Consider the following 21,134-nt stretch of genomic DNA (forward strand, 5'->3'; position numbering starts at 1 on the left):
TGTTTCTTTCAGCTATCATTCTTTCTTTCAAAGGCAACACTTGCCTTCAACATTAAGAGCTTCTTTCAGCTATCATTCTTTCTTTCAAAGGCAACACATGCCTTCAGCATTAACTGTTTCTTTCCATTTGACCCCTCTGGCCTAAAATTCGAACTGCACCTTTACCCTTAATCCCCACTTCGACACATCCGGATTGTCGAGGTAATTGAAGCGGCGGACCAGGTCAAAACGCATGACTTTAAAGATATTTCCGATCCCCACGCTGCCTTCTGTATAAGGTGTTTTCTTTAAGCTGTAGGTGAGCGGTACACCGTTCTCATTGACAGGAAAAGCAATCAGGGAGGGATCTGCATTCGGATCATTTTCCTTCCTTAAGGCCCCGTATAAAGCCTTGAAGGTGACGTATTCCCTCAGCTTCAGGCGCCTGATCAGCGGAATACGGTTCAGGATGAGTCCGTTAAAATTATGGTCCAGGTTGAGGCTGACATACTGATCGCTCACAAACTCCTGGAAGTTCATGAGGTTATAGGCATATACCTGGTAGGAATAGGACTGGTTCGCACGGTGGACCGCCAGCAGCGGATAGGGCACCCTCCCGAAGATATAACTTCCTTCCAGGCGCAGGTCTGTCCGGCCAAATTGCGACAGGTAAAATCTTTTGTCAATACTGGCCAGCAGGTTATGGTAACTGTATTCCCCGCCAAAAAAACCCTTGATTCCCGCAGCATAGTTCAGGATAAACACCGGATATTTCTCAATCAACCGCTCCCGGAAGACCTTGCCCTGATAGAAACGTTCTTTGGGGGCATAACGCAACTCCAGGTTCAGCTCGGTACTGGTCAGCTGGCCGATGGTATTCTGCTGTCCCCCTGCGAAATTGGTATATTGGAGGATCCCGGCAGGCCGCTGTGTCCACTTCCTGAAACCAAGATTGAAGGAAAAGTGGTTCAGGTATTCCTGCATGTATTCCAGCCGGTAAAATTCATTGTACAGGAACTTATTGTTTTCGCCACGGCGGAAGGAAGAAGCAATATTCTCTTCAGGAATAATGTTCGTGGCCTGATCGCCCGGTTCGTCTACATCCCGCTGGTAGCTGGCACGGACAAAACTCTGCGGAAAAGTATAAATGGACTTGTTGTTGAAAGCATAGGCACCGCTGAGGTAGGACTTCCATTGCTCATCCTTAAAGCCATAGGCAGCATAGGTATCAAAGTAAAAACGCGTACTGAAATCTGTCGTGGTACGCCCCCCTAATCTCAACCGCAGTCCTTCGAGATTGTTAAAACTGTAAAAGGTGTAAAATGGCCCGACTTCCACAGGCCCGTATTTTTTATAGCCCAGGAACAGGAAGGAAACGATGTCCATTGTCCGCTTGAAAGATTTCATCCGGCCCAGGCTATCGATATTGCCGTAGATCTTCACCCTGTCGACCGCCGCACTGTCCAGCCGGTTTGCCGCCCAGTATTGGTCGGATCGTTTCTCGGCATCCGGTGCCAGCTCCAGCTCTTCCCCACGGAACAGGCTGTCTGGCTGCCTGACATTCGTCTGATAGCCCTTGACGATCACGGTGCGGTCGCCCGTGAACCCTCTCCCATTGTTGTTGCCCAGGCCAAAGTCGACACTGAGGTGGCTCCTGCTTAAATGATACTTTTCCGCCTTGTCCTTTTCGAAGCTCAGCGTAGCCTCCAGTGCCCGCACAAAATTCATGTTGACGGTCTTCCCGACTTTCAAAAAGGCATTCTGCACGGCATACTTCCCATCCATGGTGATATAGATCCGCCCTTCGAACAGGAGTCCATTTTCATTTCTTGGGATAAAAGAAAGCTCAATCAGGTTCGGCTTTTCGGTTTTTATCGTATCGGTGATAAAAAACTTATAAAATCCGGGTGCAGTATCTGCTATAGGACTCAGGAACTGGCTGTTGGTGAAGACAATGGTATTGCTGTAGATGTCGATATCGGCATACATCCGTTCCAGGTAATTGCCTATCGCATTATTGTCGACCAGGTTGGCATCAAAGTTCACATGTTTATCTGCCAGCATGATGGTCTTTTTCTTCTCCGGATTTTTACGGTAGTAGTGGTCCGACAAGCGTTCCCGCATATAGATCGGCAGGATATTCTTTCCGCCTACCTTGCCGGAATCCTGTTCCTCAAACAGGAACTGGTATTTGCGGAATACTTTTTTCGCCTTGAATTTATCACTCAGGTTGCTCAGGGAAAACTGCATCCAGTCGTATTGCTGGTATTGTACCGCGCTGTCACTTTCCAGCCGGTTTAAATGTTTATGGTCAATGACCTGACGGATGAGCTCCACCGCAGGGTTGTCTTTGTTTTTGTACCGTACTTTCTTTTTTGCCGTGCTGATGCTGACCTCAGAAAGGCGCTGGCTTTCTTCCTGCAACCTGATATTGATGGTCTGTGCCTTTCCGGGCACAATGGGCAGGCTTACCGTTTTATAACCTATGTAATTGGCCTGGATATGGCTGTGGGCTCCGCTGCTGCGCAGCATATATTTACCTGCGGCATCCGTTTTTGTGAGGAGCGCAGTGCCTTTGAAAGACACCGTGACATAGGGCAATGGTGTTTTATCCTTGAAATCGGTGATGACGCCGGAGACAACGGTAGTTTGTGCCCTGGTTTGTATCGTAAAGAATAAGAAAAATGCAAATAGGAGATAAAAAGACTTCTTTGTTTGATCGATCATTTTGGAAAATACCTGTATTAAAGCCCTTTTATGGATTATATCGGTAATTTACGACCAAAAATGGGTATTTCATAATGAAGCAGGTTTATTTAACACTTTTTAAAGATTGAATTTCAGGAGGCAGAGGAGAAATACCTTGTGGAGAAGGAATAGGCGGTTGAAGGGAAAAACGCTTACATGGGCCTGCAGTACTGAAGAGAAACAAGCTGTTAAGCAGGAATAAACTATTGAGGGAAAAACCCTTACATCGCCTGGCGCAGCTGATTTTCCCCGCGGTGTTCCCGGATAGCCTTCGGTGCGACCTGTGTATGTCGTTTGAAAAAGGTATTGAAATTGGCAGGATACTCAAAACCGAGGCTATACCCTATTTCAGCAATATTCCATTCTGTATGTTTGAGCAAGGCAATGGCTTCATTCGCAATGCGGTTGGCAATATGTTCGGAAGTGGTTTTCCCTGTAGTTTCCTTTACCGCATGGTTAAGGTGGTTGACGTGGATAGACAACTTTCCCGCGAAGTCATTGGCCGTCCGCAGCTGCAATACGGTATCTGAACTGAAGATCGGGAACTGTTTTTCCAGCAGGTCGAAAAACAGGGAAGTAATGCGGGAAGCCGCATTGGTGGATTTTAACTCGGGTAAGGCAGGTCGGGTCTTTAAGGCTTCATGGACCAGCAGGTTGATATAATTCCGCATCATATCTGCCTTATAGGCATAATCGGATGCCAGTTCAGCGATCATTTTCTCAAAGATAGCACTGATGAATTGCTCCTGCTGAGCATCGATAAAAAACACGGGACTCTCCTGGATCCTGGCAAGGATGGTTTCCTTCAGCGGCTCTGTACGCTGGCGCATAAAGTTTTCCGTGAAAAGGCAGAAATAACCCGACTGAAACTCAGAGGTGGTTTCCCAGGAATATGGTACCGTGGTATTGTTAAATATCATTGCCGTCCCGTCAATCTCTATCCTTTGGTCGGGATAATGCAACACCCCCTTGCCAATGATCAGCGAAATCTTATAGAAATCCCTCCTGTTGTAGGGAGAGGGATTAGCAGTGCAGTAACCAGATCTTTTGAATACATTGAAATGCCCGGCATGCGGCACCCTGTGCAAACTGGGGATGGTCACATCCGGGCGGTTGGTGCTAAACATTTCATAAAATTCAAGAAGGCTCATGCTTTTTTTCACGTCTTAAAATTGCACATAATTTGAGACGTGATTTCTTTTTACAATGTCAAATTATTGGCTGATGGCATCACCAACACGTATTTCCTCCATTCCTTCTGTAACAATTACGTCTCCATTATGCAAATCGCCGAATACCTCAACTTTTCCGTCGTTTTCCCTCCCTTTTTTCACGGTTATTTTCGCCGCTTTATGGTTTTCATCCTTTAGGATATAAATTCCTTCCGCACTATCGACAATTGCTGATTTTGGCACGACAAAAGTACCCGCATTTGCTGGTAATGCCACCGATACTTCAGCAATCATCCCCGGAAGAAGCTGTTTGTCCAGGTTCGGCACATCCATTTCTACCCTTTCCGCACGCAGGCGCAGGTCGAGCGCCCCGGATAGTCTTTTTACCGTGGCCGTAAACAGCTGCGCAGGTTTGGATTGTACCGTAAAAGTAACCGTATCGCCTGCTTTGAGGTATCCGGTATAGAGCTCGGGGATGGAAATGACCAGCCTCAGGTGTTTCTGCTCCTGCAGGGTGAAGAGCGGAAATTCGGACCCTTTCCCCGTAGGGCCGACAAAGGCACCCAGGTTTACATTTCTCGCAGAGATAATACCACTGAAGGGAGCGCGGATTTCAAGGTAATTGCTGATACTGCCCACTTCTTTATAGGCTGCCCTGGCTGCATTGAGTTGCGCATTGTCGGAGTTCATTTTGGCACTCGCCTGGTCGAGATCGTTTTTGGAAATGGTACCCGGAGTTTTACTGGTCTCCAGTAAACGGTCGTAATTCGACTTGCTCGCCATATAAATGGCTTCCTGCGATTTCAGCCTGGATTCCGCTGCCGCCAGCTGTGAACCCAGTTCCGGTGCTTCCAGGGTCATCAGCAGCTGTCCTTGCCTCACCTCTGTTCCGATATCGGCTTTCAGTGTCTTGACAAAACTGCTGACTTTAGCATACAGGTCCACCTGCTGGTAGGCGATGAGTTCACCCGGCATTTTCAGGGAACTCTTCATCTCCTCCTGCTGCAGGATGAAGGTCTTTATGGTTGCCGGTGTTGCTGCTGCCGCGGCTTTCTTTTCTTCTTGTCCGCAGCTGCCCAGTACGGCAAGCAAGATGAAGCCACCGAGTAGAGTTTGATATGATTTGACTGTCGTTTTCATTTTCTGTGTTAAATGTTAAAGGGTCTCAGGTTCCCTGGTTTAAAGGCTTTCCCTGGTTTTCCGTGTTTAGGTTTCTGTCTCTCTGGCTCTGCCCTGAATATCTGGCTCTGCCTTGTTTAAGGCTTCCCTGTTAATCCATGAATATAATGTGTGCTCTCTTCATCTTCCGGATCGAGGGAAACTGAGTCGGTGGATACATTTCCCTGCATCCAGGCAAAAACCAGGGGAAGGATGATGAGTACCGCTAAGGTGGAAGCAATCAATCCCCCGATTACCGCCCTTCCCAGAGGAGACACCGCCCCCCCGCCTTCGCCTTCACCGATGGCCATTGGCAACATGCCCACCACCATGGCCACACTGGTCATGATAATCGGGCGCAGCCTTAACCCTGCCGCTTCCCTGGCCGATTCCAGGGCATTGCCGTTGACCTTCCGCAGCTCCTCGGCATTGGTGATCAACAGCACCGCATTGGCAATAGATACGCCGACCGACATGATAATGCCCATGTAGGACTGCAGGTTCAACGTGGATCCTGTGAGCGTTAACAGCAACAAAGCACCCAGCACCACGGCGGGTACGGTGGTGAGGATAATCACCGGCACCCGGAACGACTGGAAATTTGCCGATAACATCAGGAAGATCACCACTATGGCGACCAGGAGTCCGGTCTGCAGGCTATCCAGTGTTTCATTCAGTACCGTTCCCAAGCCGATCTGTGCCACCGTGAGTCCCCTTGGCAAATCGCCCAGGGAATTGATGATGGCTGCCACATCTTTATTGGCCGTCCCAAGGTCGGTCTTGTTCAGGTTTGCGGTGACGGACAGGTAAGGGGTAGCGCCGACATCGTCACTTTCCCCGTAAGTGGTGTCAGGCGTGATGGTCGCCACATCGCTTAAAGTTGGCCTGCTGCTGTTCCTGAGCAGGGGAATTTCCCCGATATCCTCTTTACTGCTCATCTGGTTCAGGGGAACCTGCACCTGCACATTATAGGCAAGGCCAATTTTCTCATCCACCCAGGTATTCTTATCGGTATACCTGGAAGAGGAAGTAGAGGCAATCAGTGACCTGGAGATATCATTGAGATCGACCCCCAGCTGGGCGGCCTTTACCCTGTCGATATTGATATTCAGCGAGGGATACTTGATCGGCTGTGCAATCTGTACATCACGCATATAATCCAATGCCTTTAACTTCGCCACTACCCTATTCGCAAATTCCTCATTATTTTTATAATTTTTACTGGAAATCCTGACTTCCACCGGTGTGGGAGAACCCTGGCTCAGCACCTTATCGGTCAGCTCTATGGGTTCAAATGATAATTGTGCCGCAGGCATTACCTTTTTGATATGTTCCCGCAGCTGGTCCTTAAACTCATCCATGTCGGCTTCATAATCTTTCAGGGCCACCTGGAATACGGCTTCATGGGGGCCACTCATAAAGAGGTAAATAGGGTTCACGGAAAACTGGGCAGGGTGCTGTCCGACATATACGGAGGAAATGGCCACATGTTCCGGCCCTACCATTTTCTTGATTTCACGGAGCACCTGATTGGCCCCTTCTTCGGTACGTTCCAGCCGTGTACCGTCGGGCAGCCTTAAACGCAGCTGAAACTGACTAGAGTCGACCTTGGGCAATACATCCCGTCCGATATTGGCCAGGAAAAAGGCCGCAGCACCAATAATGACCAGGGCATAGCTGATCACGGCCAGCTTGCGGTGGATAAATAACCTGTTCAGGAAACGCATAAACCGTGTCCGGAATTTATCGAACAGGGTCACCTTTCCATCCGCATTGAAATCTTCACGCTGCACAAGGATTTTTTTCTGATCGAGGGTATGCTGCTCTGATTCCAGCGTGAGTCCGCTGTTGAGGAACACATCTTCATCGTCAGAGATCGCCGGATTGGTCTTTACATGGGCTTTGGGATGGGCAACCATCAGCCAGTTGGCCAGTACCGGCACAAAGGTCTGTGACAGCAGGAAGGAAACAATCATGGAAAAACCAATCGCCATGGCCAGTGGCAGGAATAAAGCTCCGGGAATGCCCGACATCGTAAAAGCCGGTGCAAAAACGGCCAGGATACACAAAAGGATAAGCAGTTTGGGAAAGGCAATTTCCTTACAGGCATCCCATATGGCCAGTGCCTTGGGTTTCCCCATGTCGAAATGCTGGTGGATATTTTCTATGGTCACGGTTGATTCATCCACCAGGATGCCGATAGCCAGTGCCAGTCCGCTGAGCGACATGATATTGATCGTCTGTCCGAACAGCTTGAGGAACAACACCCCGGCAATGATGGAAGTAGGAATCGTCAGGATCACGATCAGCGCTGCCCGTTTATCTCCCAGGAAGAGCAGGACCATCAGGCCGGTCAGTATGGCACCGATAGCCCCTTCACTGACCAGGCTTTTCACCGCATTGATCACATACACCGACTGGTCAAATTCATAAGAGATCTTCACATCTTCCGGCAGCGTGTTTTGTATCACCGGCAGTTGTTTTTTAAGGTTTTTCACCACTTCCCAGGTGGAGGCATCCCCGGATTTCGCCACACTGATATAAACGGAACGTTTCCCATTGATCAGCGCATAACCCGTGGTCAGGTCTGCCCCGTCTTTCACGGTAGCCACATCACGCAGGTACAGGTTCTGCACCCCTCCCTTAAACAAAGGGATATCTTCAAAATCCTTTACCTTTTTAATATTGTAATTGGTCGGGGTCAGGTAATTCTTATCGCCAATGCGCACATTTCCCGGAGGCGCAGTCTGGTTATTCACCCTGATGGCCTCCACCACCTGGTCTACGGTGAGGTTATGGGAACGCATCAGCGTAGGGTCCACATTCACCTCTATGGTGCGTGGACTTCCACCAAATGGTGCAGGCGCAAGTAAACCCGGCACGGCGGTGAAAGACGAACGCACATAGGTATTGGCCATATCCTGCAGCTCGTTATTGGTCCGTATAGGGCTGCTCAGCACCAGCTGTCCCACAGGCAGGGAGGAAGCATCAAACCGGATGATAAACGGGGGCTGCGATCCGCTGGGGAAGATGGCCTGTGCCCTTGCCGACAAGGCGCTTAATTCTGAGGCTGCCTGGGCCATGTTCGTCCCCTGGTAATAGGTCAGCTTCATCAGCATGAGCCCTTGGGTATTCCTGGTTTCTATACTTTTGACCCCATTGGCATACAGCAGGATATTGACATAGGGCTTGCCAAAATAAGCTTCCATTTGTGAAGGCGTATATCCTCCGAATGGATGGGCAATATAAATTACCGGCAGGTTCATATCGGGCAGGATATCAATCTTGATGGTCCTCATGGCATTGATCCCGAAGAAGAGCAGGCCAGCGACGAATACCATAATTGAAATGGGTTTTCGCAGGGCAAAACGGATTAAATTCATGCGGTTATAGGCTTAAAATTCGTTTAGAAAAAGGTTAAAATCTCCACTGGCAGCAGCTTTTAGCAGCAGGGCCTGCCAGACATTGGTGTAGGCAATATCACGGTCAGTTTCTGCCCTGTTGAGGGTATAGAGTGCCTGCGTGAGATCGACAAGGGTCGTCAACCCATTTTTGTAGAGGGTACTTTTCTGCAGGTAGGCCTGACTTGCGGCCTTGACCTGCAGGGGGGCTTCATTATAGTTGTCCATTGCATTTTTGATCTTGTTTTCAGCCAGCAGGAGCTGGGCATGGAGCTGTTGGCCGACCTGCTGGTATTCATCCTCAAGCCCATTGCTGATGTACTGCTGGGCTTTCACCTGTGGTGCATTTTTGAGGAGGGTGCTGAGGTTCCAGCTGAGGCCCAGACCGAAGAGATAGTTCCCGCGGCTGGGATTAACGCCATCGCCATAATTGCTGGTATAGGCATGCTGGTTATTGATATAGTCGGAACTGAAGCCCGATCCCCTGCCCTGCATTACCCCGATAAAGGAAAAGCTGGGATAAGTGAGTTTACGGAAATAGCTGACCTGCTGATTGCTGAGCTCGACCCTGTTTTTATAAAATTGCAGGATCGGGTGTGTGCTGATGTCGCTCGTCGTATCATTTAATAAAATCGCCTGGGGAACATGGTTGATATAGGCGGTATCCACGCTGATGCCTATAGTGGATATCCCCAGGAGGATGCCCAGCCGGTTGGCCTGCTCCTGCTGCAGGTCGATTGCTTTCGTCAGCGCAATTTTGGCGCTGGAGACTTCAGCATTGGCGAGTGCAGAATCTACCCCGGCAATCAATCCGTTCGCAGCGCGGATACTGGCGTTGTTCTTAAAGATAATGGCACGCTCCAGGTTTCGCTGTTGCGACCGCGTAAGCCGCTGCGCCGCAAGCAGGTTGAGGTATGCACCGGAAACACGGATTTCATGCTGAAAAATTTCCTGGTTGAGGTCATTTTCATCGCGCTTTAAGGTCGCCTTCGACACCTTGATTTTTTCTCTTATGCGGCCAAAAGTATAGAAGTCCCAGTTGATGTTACTGAGATATAATGCCCCAAATGCGGCATTCCAGTTCTGCTGGGCCAGTGCTGGTCCGGAGGAGGCTGCACTTAATCCCCCTGCCGCAGTAAGCGGCCCGTTTTGTCCGTTGATGGTACCAAAGTCCTGCTGTGCCGCGATACTCAGGTTTGGCAGGTATTCCCTTTTGGTCTGCCTGATACTTTCTTTTGAAGCATTTACATAGTTGCCTTTCGCTTTGATGGCCCCATAGTTGGCGATTGCGGTACTGATTGCCTCCTTGAGCGCCAAAGGCTGGGTCTGCGCCTCCACTGTTGGTAAGCCTGCAGCCGCATAGAGCATACAGGACGTGAGCAGCGTTGAAGATATTTTAGCCATCCTTATTTAATAGTTTATTGGTGTGTGGTGTGTATTTTTTTCAACTTAGTGTTGCTTATACACTACAAATTTATTGGATAGGCGCTGAAGGAAAATATTCGGTTCAAATCAAAAATTATTAAATTCAAATAATCGACATTAAAACGGGATTAAAAAGCAAACAAGGCTATCGATAAAAACCAACGCAGGGTGAATGAATAGAACAAGGACAGGATTATCGGTTAAAAAACCAACGCAGGGTGAATGAATAGAACAAGAACAGGATTATCGGTTAAAAAACCAATGTAGGGTGAATGAATAGAACAAGGACAGGATTATCGGTTAAAAACCAATGCAGGGTGAATGAATAGAACAAGAACAGGATTATCGATTAAAAACCAATGCAGGGTTAATGAATAGAACAAGGACAGGATGGATGATTAAAAACAAATGCAGGGTGAAGGATTAAAACACGAACAGGTTTGATCACATCGGATGGGGCGGCGCTGGTCAAAATCCTCCTGAGGATGAAGGATAAGATGAGCAGATACCCAGTCATTTAGAAAAATTTGGCGGCCAATCAGTCGTATTAAAATATGGTTAAGCTGATATTAATTCAGTTTTTTATATGTTGGTTCAATAATTGTATGTACATTATGGGACGATTAATATAAAGTCTGAAATCATTATGGGAATATTCAAAAGTAATACAGCTAAAAAAATTACAGAAGGTATCTTGTTAATTGAAAGTTATCTTAAGGGTATTACCCTTAAAAAATCAGCGCCAGCGCTTATTCCGGTTCGTGTACGTGTTCAGCAGAACCATCCTGCACACAATAAACGGTCGATTTAATAAATCTTTTATAGTAATAGGCTTCGGTCAGCACGGTGTAACCTGCTTGTTTGAATAAGCTTTCCATCTGGATCAATGACCGGGCTTCTACTTGAGCGATGTTCCTGAAAAACAGGTACATCGTTTTCAACAGGAAAAACCTCCAGTTTTTCCTGTCCTTTTGACCATCATGGAAATCGGTGAACAGCCAGATTCCATTTTTTGCCATATGGCTGTGCAGCTGATCAAACACCAGTTTTATCCTTGGTTCCAGAAAATTATCAAATAGAAAAGCGGTAATGATGACATTATACTTTTCGACATGCCTGAAATCTTCAATTGATGACCGTACAAAGTCGACCTTATTCCCTCCGATCTTTCTTTTTTTCGATAGGCTGAGCATTTTAGAGGAGATTTCCACATAGGTAATGTGGAGTCCTGTAGGATGAACCTTTGCAATTTCATCCAGTATCCATCCGGTTCCGCCACCGGCGATAAGCACACGGCTGTTTTCCGGGATATAGGGCAGTTGCCGGACCTGTGCGTTTACCTGCGATTTAAAAAATACCATTCTGCTCAGTACATCATAGTAATTTGCTATTTTATCATAGTTATTCAACATAAGTCATCGGGTTCTAAATTGTCAGGAATCCCTTAAAAGCGGATCAGTTCCATCGCAGCAATCCCACAAAGTGCCTTTAACAGGATCAGTCCGTCAATTACGATAAGATAATAAAATATTTTCTTCCGCTTGTTCATGGACCAGGCCACCGTGGCGGTAAGTACAAATGGAATAAGGTTAAGAACAATTCGCAGCACAGCAAAGTTATTGTACCAGGCAAAGATCAGCAAGGAGAACATTCCGGTAATGAGTAAGGGAATCAGCACATAAAAGATGGTTTTTTTTAAACCTATACGCACCACAAAAGTCTTCAACTGGCTGTTGGAATCTATGGCATAATCCTTCATATCGAACATGATCGCATTTACGGTGCAAAACATCCAGTTTTTGATGAACAGAAAGACCCAGATCGCATTTTCCGGAACAGCTGCCCCATGCTCCAGGCCTGTAGCAGTCGTAACGCCATCAAAGCGCTCAATCTTTAATACGATTAAGGGCAAGAGGTTCACCGTGGCTGCCCATACAAATCCGATGACGAAAGGCTTTAACCAGCCGGTATTCCGGAGATTCAGGTTAAAGAAAAATACGGGGACCAATCCGTAATACAATACCGCCACAGCCAGTAGGACAAAAATTGTGATCCAGTAGTATAGTGGCAAATGAAGGATTCCCGGGTAATATCTTATCACGGAATACAGCACCAGCAGTCCGGTAATGGCTGTCAGCACCAATTGGCTCCACCTGATAAAGCCCTGGTGGGTTGCATACCATTGCGTTCTGGGATTGGAAGAAAAGCGGCTGTTTGTTGCCCCCATATACGCGTAGGTATAATACACAATAGGTGCAATAAAAAGCATGGCATAATAACTCATCGAATTAAAGGGCATCTGGAGTTGCAGGGTAGCTTCCACAGTTAAAGCCACGGCTAAAAGACCTATAAAGTAGTTCCCGAAAAATATAAACTTTATAAGTTTTAGCCCCATTATTGTATTTGCTGATGTTTTTTGATCTTATTTCAGGTACTTGATGACAGCAATCATATCTTCTTCCCCAAGTCCCTCCTCTACCGCAGCCTCCAGTGTTGAACCGAGTGTCTTTCCAATCGGGGTATTCATGCCATTGGCTGTGGCCAGGCGGATATCCTTGGCCAGCAATTTGAGGGCAAATGCAGCCTTGAAATTATCGTTTACAATGTTATCTGTTTTCAGCTTTGTCAGGGCACTCCCTACGGCTCCCGCATTGATCAGGGGCAGCAGCTGTTCGGCCGCAATTCCATTTTTACCGGCAAATAACACAGCCTCTGCCAGTCCCTGCGCAGTAATCCCCAGGAAAAGATTGATGGCCAGTTTTGCCGTGTTTCCCGATCCGTTGGGACCCAATAAGGTGGATGACTTACCGAGGGCAGAAAATAAGGGTACTGCCTTTTGGTAGGCTTTCTCTTCCCCGCCAACCATAATGATCAGCTGCGCATCTTCAGCAGGTTTCACACTTCCTGAAACCGGCGCATCGAGGTAATCCACCCCATTCTCTTTGCAGGCTCCCGCAATGATTTTTGTCGTCTCCGGAGATACCGTACTCATATCCACCGCAATAAAGTTTTTATCCTCAGCTGAGGATAAAATCCCGGCAGGGCCGAAATAGACTTCCTTTAAAGCTGCATCATCACTGAGCATGGTGAAAATAAAATCAGATCCGGCGACCAAGGCTGCTGCCGAACTCGCGATTTTCACGGCTGTGCTTTCCTTTAACACAATTGATTTTTCTGGATTACGGTTGAATACCGTCAGGTCGAATCCTGCTTTCACCAGATTTTTCACCATTGGATTGCCCATATTTCCCAGGCCTATCCAGCCAATTTTTATTGTTGTGCCCATCTTCTTTCTGTTGGTTTTGATGAAGGTAATATTTTCATTCAGTATATGCTTGTTTTTTCATACCCGAATATTTGTTTTTTCAGCAGTTATTTTCAAATTATTTATTGTTTTCAATAGGTGTTCAAGCACTCGCCAAAGCCCGGTTATTGTTTTTTGACCTTCAGGCTGCCTTCGGCGGTTTATTCACCAGTGTTCAATTTTATTTGTGTTCATGGGCCCGCGAAGACTCGATTTATTGGTGAGGAAGTCATCATGAGGTATTCATCGCTGTTGGTAAGCTTTCGGCTGATGATGGTTTCAGTGGGCTAAGTATGTATACATCGCACAAGCTGTCAGGATTGATATTTTTTCAGGATATCTTCAATTCTTTCATCAGGAACCAGATCTGTCACAGCCAGGATGTGCAGCTGCTTAAAATCGGGATGAAGGGTATTGATCACATAGTTAAAGGAACCGGGTAATATGGCTGAAGGGACTTTCAGGATGGGGATGCGCATATCGTCATACCATTGATTTCCCTGGGGCTGGCAATGGCTGTAATCATAGGGATGCCTCCAGTCCGGATCCAGTGTATCCAGTTCTATGGTCTGAATCGCCATGTCGTCCGGGATTTCGATAAAGACAGTCTTAAAATCACGGTTAAAACCGACGCCCTGCCTCCTTACCATGTTTTCAAGAAAAGCGAGGGCAATATTTTCTGCACAATAGATGACGTGTTTACCTGCTGAGGCCCACCGTCCGTTTACACCCGAGGAAGTTAAGGTGGCTGCATAATTTTTATGGCCAATTCTAAATACAATCATTCTGTGGTTAAACAATCATGAAGTTGATCAAAAGATTATTCTTATGCCTAAACAGCATCGCCGTAGGCTATTTTCATCAGTTCATCTGCAACAAGGTCTACCCCACCAGGCGTACTTAACCAGTCCATAGGCCGCTCAGTAGAATTCCAGAAAGGCTTGTTTAACCAATAGCTGAATTCATCTACCGTACCAAAGAGCGATACGCCTTTTTTATACAGGCCTATCAGCTTGAGCAGATGTTCCCCATAAACAGGGTCCAGATTTTTTTTCTGCTCTTTATAGTTACTGATGGTACGCGAGGAAATGTTAATGAGATCGGCCAGTGATTTGTTGGAAATGTTTATCGCTTCCGCGAAATCATAGAATACCCCGGGTTTTAAACCCTGGCGCGCATGTTGAAAGACCTTCATGTCATCACTTACATCTATTGCACTGAATTTGACACGTAGGGTTTCTGTTCGCTTGTCTGAAAGTACTGTCGCTTGATTTGCCATGACAAAAATGTTTACAGGACTAATATAAGAATATTTTCAACATCCACAATGAAAATATTCATCAAAATAGCCATTAATGGGCTTGTTTTTCTTAAAAGAAGCCAAACGCCACCCACAGGCTAAAGAAGTTTCCCTTAAATTTACGTAAAAAACAGCATTCCTCTTATCTCCCAGGAGGGGTATAAGTGGAGTGATTCAATTGCTCTGCCCTGAATAAATTATCTGTGGTCTGCAGGATTTTTGCTTTAAGTTTCGGATTAAAATTTTCATGTTTCTTCAAAAATGTACGTACGATTTCTGCAGCTTCATGGCTTTGGTACATGCCAAAGTTCAATTGCAACCAGGATTGCGGAAAGAAGATGTCCCCTGTCGTTTGTATTTCTTCTAATAAATCCAGGCTTTTTTCCAGGTACCTTACAGCGCTGGCCTGGCGCAATGGATGGTGTAAATAATATAACCCGGCCAATACATTGGATTCTTTAGCCCTGTTTGATTTCTGCTGCAGGCTGTTAAAAAACTGGTCGCGGATCTGTTGGTCGGGCGATAAGGCGGGAACAATAAATTCAAACCTGCTTTTACGGTCTGCATTTTGAATCCGGTCATGCTGAACAGTTAAGATAGACAAATCCTTGTCATTTCTGAGTGCAAGCGACAAGGCCAGATTGGTATAATCGTCTTCCGTAAGTATGATTCCCTGCGGAGCCGACTGACTTTTCCAGACCTGGTATACCCTGTCATGTGCCAAAGGATTCAAAAAGATGTCCTGGTAGGCTTTGAACAGTTGTTTTTTACTGTTTCCGTTGTACTGTTTCAGCATGGCTGTCCAGATTTCATCCTCCAGTCCGGAGGATAGTGCCATCCGTTGTTCAACGGTAAGGAATTGCCAGTAAATCGTACTGATGTATCCTGTCAACATTTTAATGTTAAGTTCCTCCTGTTCAATCGCCAGCCCTTTACTAAACAAGACCAGCAACTCTTCAGGTTTCATCCCCTTTCTACCCAGGAACTGTTCATACAGGGAAATATAGGCAGTCGCACGGTGCAAAGCACTTTTGAGTGTATACAATTGCTGCGGAAGCAAGGGATCAACCGGCCATTGCGCATAGCCCTGACCGGAAGAATTGAAAAGCACAAATAGTGGTTTCGGAAGGCCGGCAGCCTGTTTAAGCACCTGTTTTTCTGCAGACAAATCCACCTGCAGTACTTTAACCGTATCCGCATAAAAAAGACTAAGTTCAAAAAACTGTGGCCATACCCTTTTTTCCTCACCATATTCAGGACGCTGGGTAACCAGGAACTGACTGATCTTGCCATCCTGGTAGGAAACCTGGTAATCGACCAGGGGACGGCCGCTTTCATTGACCCATACTTTATTCCATTTCTGAAGATCTGCAGCCGTATGGCGGTCCAGAATATTGATCAGGTCCGGCCATGACGCATTCCCATTCGCAAAGGTGTGCAGATATTCCCTTACCCCTTTCTGAAAAGCTTCTTTACCCATCAGGTGTTCAAGCTGCTGCATCATCACGGGTGCCTTATGGTAAATGATACTCCCGTAAAGCGCACCGGCGTCTTTCAGGTTATCGAGCGACTGACGAATGGGGTTCGCCCCTTGCGTACGGTCTACCGCATAGGCCGCAGGAACATGGTCAATCAGGAACTTCAGGTCATATGCCGCCACGTCCTCCACATTCCCCCCACTTTTGTCGGCCATAAAATTGGCAAACACTTCTTTCATCCACACGTCACTAAACCAGTTCATGGTCACCAGGTCCCCAAACCACATGTGCGCAGTTTCATGCGCAATCAGGTTGGTACGCGCATTCAACTGGTCTTTGGTCGCCCCACCATCCAGGAATAAGGTATTTGCCTTGTATTGGATCGTCCCCGGATGTTCCATTCCCCCGAATTGAAAATCAGGAATCGCCACGAATCCGAATTTCTGGAAAGGATACGGGATGCCTGTCCATTCTTCAAAATACTTCAGTGCCGCAGAATGGAGATTAAAGACCTCCTGCAGGCTGTATTTTAGCTTTTCCTGGTCTGTTTCCCTGAAAAGAAAAACGGCCTCCTGTACATTGGCCTTACCGGTATAAGTCTTGAATTTACCGGCAGCGAAGGCAAAGAGATAAGTACTCAGCTGGTCGGAAGTACGGAAATGGTAAGTCTTGCGTTGGCCCTGCTGAAGCGAGTCCTTTAAACCGGCATTCGCCAAAGCCTGCCAGTCTGCAGGCAAATGAAGGGTCAAGTCATACGTGGCTTTCAGATCGGGTTGGTCAAAACAGGGAAATACGGTTCTGGCCCTGTCCGGAACAAATAAAGTATACAGGTAATCGTCATTTCTGTTCAAGGCACCCTCACCAGCCTGGAAAACAATACTGATCTTGTTGCCTCCCTTTTTTAGGTATTCGGGAGCAATGACCAGGTGTTCCTGCCGGTAGTCTACTGCGATTTGCCGGTCGTTTACGGCAATGCTCCTGATTTTTGCAGGATCTTCCTTAAAATCAATTTGGAGGGGCTGCTTTACCGTGTTGAGCTGGAAGCTCAGGATTTCATGCGCCTGAATCACTGCTGAACGTTTGGCAGGAATATCCAGTTCCAAAGTATAATTAATATGGGTAAGGGCCGACTTGCGGTAAAGTGCCAGCGTATGGCTCACACCGGGTTCAATTCCAGGGACTGAAACCGCTTTACGGGAAGAACAGGAAACGAACAGAAAAGCTGATAAAGCAATGATTTGAAGCAAACGAAACATTTTGCCAATTTACAGTTTTCTTTGAGAAACATTAAATTCTTCCCGTCCATATCTTCGTTTTTACCTCCATTGCCGCAACGCTCCACTAAAATTGAATAGCTCCCTATTCAATCTATGCAGCAATCAGGCCAATACCTCTATCATTTTTGGCGATACAATGAATCGCTGATAGAATTTGGAGCAGATCTACAGAAAAGACCGGTTCTTTTCCGCAGGGACAGGAATTTTAAGCTATTTTATACTGAAAGTAATTTAGATACGCTCTACAGGAAGCTTTTAGCCCAATTGTTCTGCTCTCCTGCCCGGCCACCATCGACCTGCAGGGATGGATTATCTAAAAAAGACGCTGCCAATAAATTGATATAAAAACAGCATATTTGTTGAAATGAGAATAACCGCTCATGAAAAATAAATGGGGACTTTACACGAATAGTCATGTTCCTCAAAAAAAGAGATCATCTGAGCTGAAAAGATAAATTGAACACAACAACATTCACATACCAGTACCAATTGCTCACCAGGAATTACAGGTGGCTGGCACATATTTTATACTGGATCCTGCTCTCGGTATTCGTCGTGTACAAACTAAAGCCCATTCCGGAAACCCCTTCGGCACCTGCATTATTGCTTACCATCTCGGTTATCCGTATCGGAACCTTAGTGCTGTTGTCTTATCATTTTCTGTTCTTTATCATTCCCCTCTTTAAAACTTCCAGCCTGACCGTTTTCTGGTTCTGTTTACTCAGCACCATTCTTTTCTGGTACATGGTACAAATCGGATTGATTAAACTCGCTTTGAGTGCGTATCCCAGGATCAATGCATGGCCACAAAACGAGGTGTCCATCCTCTTCAAGACCCAGATCCTGAGCTTTGTTGCCCTTTTTTGTTTCTTTACCGCACTGTACTATTTTATGGATATTTATGACAGGCAGCGGGAAATAAAGCTGCTTGCCAAATTTAAAACAGAGAAAATAGCCCTGGAAAGTAGCTTTCTGAAGTCGCAGGTGAATCCACACTTCCTCTTCAATACGCTGAATAATATTTATGCACTGAGTTTAAAAAAATCAGCGCAAACGCCTGTCATTATTGAAAAACTGGAATCATTGCTGCATTATATGCTCTATGAATGCAAGGCAGAGCTCGTGCCCTTAGCCGATGAATTTACGTTCACCAATAGTTATATTGCCCTGGAGAAACTGCGGCATAAAGAAGATAGTTGTACGGTGACGACGAAAATATCGGGTGATACAACGGATAAGTATATTGCTCCTTTACTACTGATCAACTTCCTGGAAAATGCCTTCAAGCATGGCACAAAAACCAGCTTCGGGAAGTCATGGATCACAATGGATATCCAGCTAAGCGAAGGCTCCATGCATTTTAACCTGCAGAACAGCAAGCCGCTGCAGGTGATTCCAGGAAGTACCGCTGTGGAGTATACCGGTGGCATAGGCCTGAAGAATGTCAGGCGCCGGTTGCAGATCCTTTATCCCGGTAAACACACCCTCCAGATCGTCAACAGGAAGGATAGGTTTGAAATAGATTTAAACATTCGTCTGTCATGAGCACTTTTGTAGAACAGGAAATTCACAGGAGAAACCGCTGGGTTTATTTTACGAGGTACCGCTGGGTAGCCCATATCGCCTATTGGGTAGGCGTATTTTTGATCAGTACCAAGCTGAATTTCACGGGACCGGTGACCATTTCGGTCATCCTCAATAAGTTCTTGCTGGCCAACCTGCATATTGCCATTTTCTTTTATTTATATTGCCTGTACTTTATCCCCTATTTCTTTAAAAAGAATAAAAACCTGACCTTCTGGATCCTGGTCATTGCTTCGATCACACTGATTCCTGTAGCCGATTTCTATTTCAATAAGTATATCATTTCCCTGACCGGTGAAAATATCCTGATCCCCGGGCTTGGCTTCTGGGGCAATTACCAAGTGATCCTTATAGGATATGTGGTGAACTTTCTTTTGTTCTCCATGTTGCTGTTTTTTATGGAGAAAAGTGAAGAAAGTGACCTTGTAGAGGAATTGGAACAGGAGAAAAGAGAGATTGAACAGGTGAAACTGGATTTGCTGAAGACCAATATCAGTCCGGATTTTATGATGCGTTCCTTAGACCAGCTGAAAAGGGCAGCAATAGTTCCTGAGATCTATACCCCTGAATCCATCATCAAATTTTCGGAGCTGCTCCGCTATCGTTTGTACCGGAATAAACAATTACAAAGTCCCCTGACAGACGAATTGCAGGCTTTACGGGATTTTATCAGCTTTATCAGTTTCGACCATCAACGCAACCATCTGTACACAGAGCTGCTGGTAAAGGGCAATCCTGAGCATAAACTTATTGCCGCACTTGCACTTGTCAATATCCTGGAGCCATTTTGCAAAACTATTCCCGCAGTGCCTGCCGAACTTCAGATTAAGATACAGGTGGAATCAGCGCTGCTTAAGATAGACCTGTTATACAACCAGCATGCTACGGACCATCTCTTTACTGATCTTCAAAAATATGGCGCTGATTATATGCAGCTTTACGGAGATTCGGTTCATTTTAACTTTGAAAATTGTGAAGATGAGACCTGCAGGATAGAAATGATACTCCCCCTGCTCAAAAAACAGGAAGAGTATCCTACCTAGGAAGGGCATCGGCAAGGCATTCAAATGAGATTCCCTGATATCGGACCGGGGAAATTCAAGGATAAACCCGGTGTCCGCCAAAAAAATTGCTTTATGAGGTGTAAAGGCAGGTCCGGAACATTTTATCAAAACCATAAACCCCGAGCTTTTTTCCAATCACCACAATTTTGGTTTCCCTGACCTCATCGGGCAGCCACATTTCTCCGAGGGAAATGGCCAGCGACTTCCCTACGGTCTGCAGAATGATCCTGCTTTCAAATTCATGGCTGTAAATAATCCCTTTCATACGGTACACATTGGACGATTGTGCGATTAAAAACACCATCATCCTGTGTTCCAGTTCCTGGATATCCATACTCTCCTTGTATTTCAACAGGATAGTTTCAATGTCACTATGGGTATGCCGGTTATGGGAGGCATCCGAAGCAAGGATAGGGCCTTGCCCTGAATTTTCATTACTCAGGCTAAACACCCCTTTTGGGGTATGCATAGGCCTTGGATTGCTGTAGAAGTTTGCAAAACGCTCCCGGTCGAACATTTTCTTCACCTGGAAATCCTCTTTTGTGGCCACCATGGTTTCCGCAAAAGGATTGATGGTTTTCAAGATGCCCTGCAATTCCGTGATATAAGTATCACTCACCTTTTCCACCTTATTGAGCAGGATAACATCACTGAAGGCGATTTGCTGAATGGCTTCGGTACGGTCTTTCAACTGATCTTCTACCTGCTCTGCATCCACCACACAAATTACCCTTTTTAACTGAAAACCTCTCTTCACATTGTCATTTGTCAAAAAAGGATGGGCAATATTCGCCGGATCCGCAATCCCCGTAGCTTCAATGATCAGGTGGTCCCAGTCCGCCCTCCTGTCCCAAAGGCTATTTAGTAAATCGTATAGGTTATCATTTAACGAACAGCACAGGCAGCCGTTGTTCAATTCCATGATGTCATCTTCTCCCTTGACGATTAACCCAGCATCTATACTCTCTTCCCCGATCTCATTTTCAATAATTGCAAAGCGGGTATCTTTCTTTTTGGAGATAATCGCATTCAATATGGTGGTTTTTCCAGCACCTAAAAACCCCGTGAGCAGGGTAACTTCTTTCGCTTTCATCTGTCCTTATTTATCTGTTCCCTGCAATCCGCATTCAAATTACAGTATTTCCTCTTTCTATGCAGTATATATGCAGCAGTGAGCTCATCCATACTGTCAGATCACACATTATGTAATCAGAAAACCATAAAATCTACACTGAACACCTTGG

14 protein-coding genes are annotated in these 21,134 nt (G+C 46.2%); 2 read left to right on the forward strand and 12 right to left on the reverse strand.

Annotation, left to right across the window (positions count from 1 at the left end):
* Nucleotides 1-141: 141 nt before the first annotated feature.
* From ACSBL2_RS17645 to ACSBL2_RS17695, 11 genes are all read right to left on the reverse strand, one after another.
* The gene (locus ACSBL2_RS17645; protein ID WP_442587870.1) at nucleotides 142-2,706 is read right to left on the reverse strand and encodes a DUF5686 family protein; all 2,565 of its coding nucleotides are present in this window, start codon (nucleotides 2,704-2,706) and stop codon (nucleotides 142-144) included.
* Between the two features lie 242 nt (nucleotides 2,707-2,948).
* Complete coding sequence (locus ACSBL2_RS17650) at nucleotides 2,949-3,878, reverse strand: helix-turn-helix domain-containing protein (protein ID WP_442587871.1); 930 nt, start codon at nucleotides 3,876-3,878, stop codon at nucleotides 2,949-2,951.
* A gap of 63 nt (nucleotides 3,879-3,941) precedes the next feature.
* Entirely contained in the window at nucleotides 3,942-5,039 is a 1,098-nt protein-coding gene (locus tag ACSBL2_RS17655; protein WP_442587872.1) for an efflux RND transporter periplasmic adaptor subunit, read from the reverse strand.
* 116 nt (nucleotides 5,040-5,155) lie between these two features.
* Nucleotides 5,156-8,440 carry an efflux RND transporter permease subunit gene (locus ACSBL2_RS17660; RefSeq protein WP_442587873.1) on the reverse strand — a complete coding sequence of 1,095 codons (3,285 nt, stop codon included), beginning with the start codon at nucleotides 8,438-8,440 and terminating at the stop codon, nucleotides 5,156-5,158.
* A gap of 12 nt (nucleotides 8,441-8,452) precedes the next feature.
* Nucleotides 8,453-9,862 (reverse strand): TolC family protein, encoded by a 1,410-nt coding sequence (locus tag ACSBL2_RS17665; protein ID WP_442587874.1) that lies wholly within the window; start codon nucleotides 9,860-9,862, stop codon nucleotides 8,453-8,455.
* A 770-nt stretch (nucleotides 9,863-10,632) separates the two neighbouring features.
* Nucleotides 10,633-11,295, reverse strand: coding sequence for a class I SAM-dependent methyltransferase (locus tag ACSBL2_RS17670; protein WP_442587875.1), 663 nt, complete (start codon nucleotides 11,293-11,295; stop codon nucleotides 10,633-10,635).
* A gap of 32 nt (nucleotides 11,296-11,327) precedes the next feature.
* Nucleotides 11,328-12,278, reverse strand: coding sequence for a hypothetical protein (locus ACSBL2_RS17675; protein ID WP_442587876.1), 951 nt, complete (start codon nucleotides 12,276-12,278; stop codon nucleotides 11,328-11,330).
* Nucleotides 12,279-12,305: 27 nt separating this feature from the next.
* The gene (locus ACSBL2_RS17680; protein WP_442587877.1) at nucleotides 12,306-13,169 is read right to left on the reverse strand and encodes an NAD(P)-dependent oxidoreductase; all 864 of its coding nucleotides are present in this window, start codon (nucleotides 13,167-13,169) and stop codon (nucleotides 12,306-12,308) included.
* 332 nt (nucleotides 13,170-13,501) lie between these two features.
* Nucleotides 13,502-13,972, reverse strand: coding sequence for an RES family NAD+ phosphorylase (locus ACSBL2_RS17685; protein WP_442587878.1), 471 nt, complete (start codon nucleotides 13,970-13,972; stop codon nucleotides 13,502-13,504).
* Between the two features lie 47 nt (nucleotides 13,973-14,019).
* On the reverse strand, nucleotides 14,020-14,466 hold the full coding sequence (locus ACSBL2_RS17690; RefSeq protein WP_442587879.1) for an antitoxin Xre-like helix-turn-helix domain-containing protein: 447 nt from the start codon (nucleotides 14,464-14,466) through the stop codon (nucleotides 14,020-14,022).
* Nucleotides 14,467-14,629: 163 nt separating this feature from the next.
* Entirely contained in the window at nucleotides 14,630-17,221 is a 2,592-nt protein-coding gene (locus ACSBL2_RS17695) for a M1 family metallopeptidase (RefSeq protein WP_442587880.1), read from the reverse strand.
* A 477-nt stretch (nucleotides 17,222-17,698) separates the two neighbouring features.
* Between ACSBL2_RS17695 and ACSBL2_RS17700 the strand changes: the two genes are divergently transcribed.
* Together ACSBL2_RS17700 and ACSBL2_RS17705 are read left to right on the forward strand one after the other, a co-directional pair.
* On the forward strand, nucleotides 17,699-18,787 hold the full coding sequence (locus ACSBL2_RS17700) for a sensor histidine kinase (RefSeq protein WP_442587881.1): 1,089 nt from the start codon (nucleotides 17,699-17,701) through the stop codon (nucleotides 18,785-18,787).
* The gene (locus ACSBL2_RS17705; RefSeq protein ID WP_442587882.1) at nucleotides 18,784-19,869 is read left to right on the forward strand and encodes a histidine kinase; all 1,086 of its coding nucleotides are present in this window, start codon (nucleotides 18,784-18,786) and stop codon (nucleotides 19,867-19,869) included. Before ACSBL2_RS17700 ends, ACSBL2_RS17705 begins: the two co-directional genes overlap by 4 nt.
* A 91-nt stretch (nucleotides 19,870-19,960) precedes the next feature.
* Here the strand turns inward: ACSBL2_RS17705 and ACSBL2_RS17710 are convergent, their stop codons facing one another.
* A complete protein-coding gene (locus ACSBL2_RS17710) occupies nucleotides 19,961-20,983 on the reverse strand; it encodes a CobW family GTP-binding protein (RefSeq protein ID WP_442587883.1) in 1,023 nt (340 codons plus the stop codon).
* Nucleotides 20,984-21,134 lie beyond the last annotated feature (151 nt).

Source organism: Pedobacter sp. AW31-3R (genome assembly GCF_052180285.1).
GTDB lineage: Bacteria > Bacteroidota > Bacteroidia > Sphingobacteriales > Sphingobacteriaceae > Pedobacter.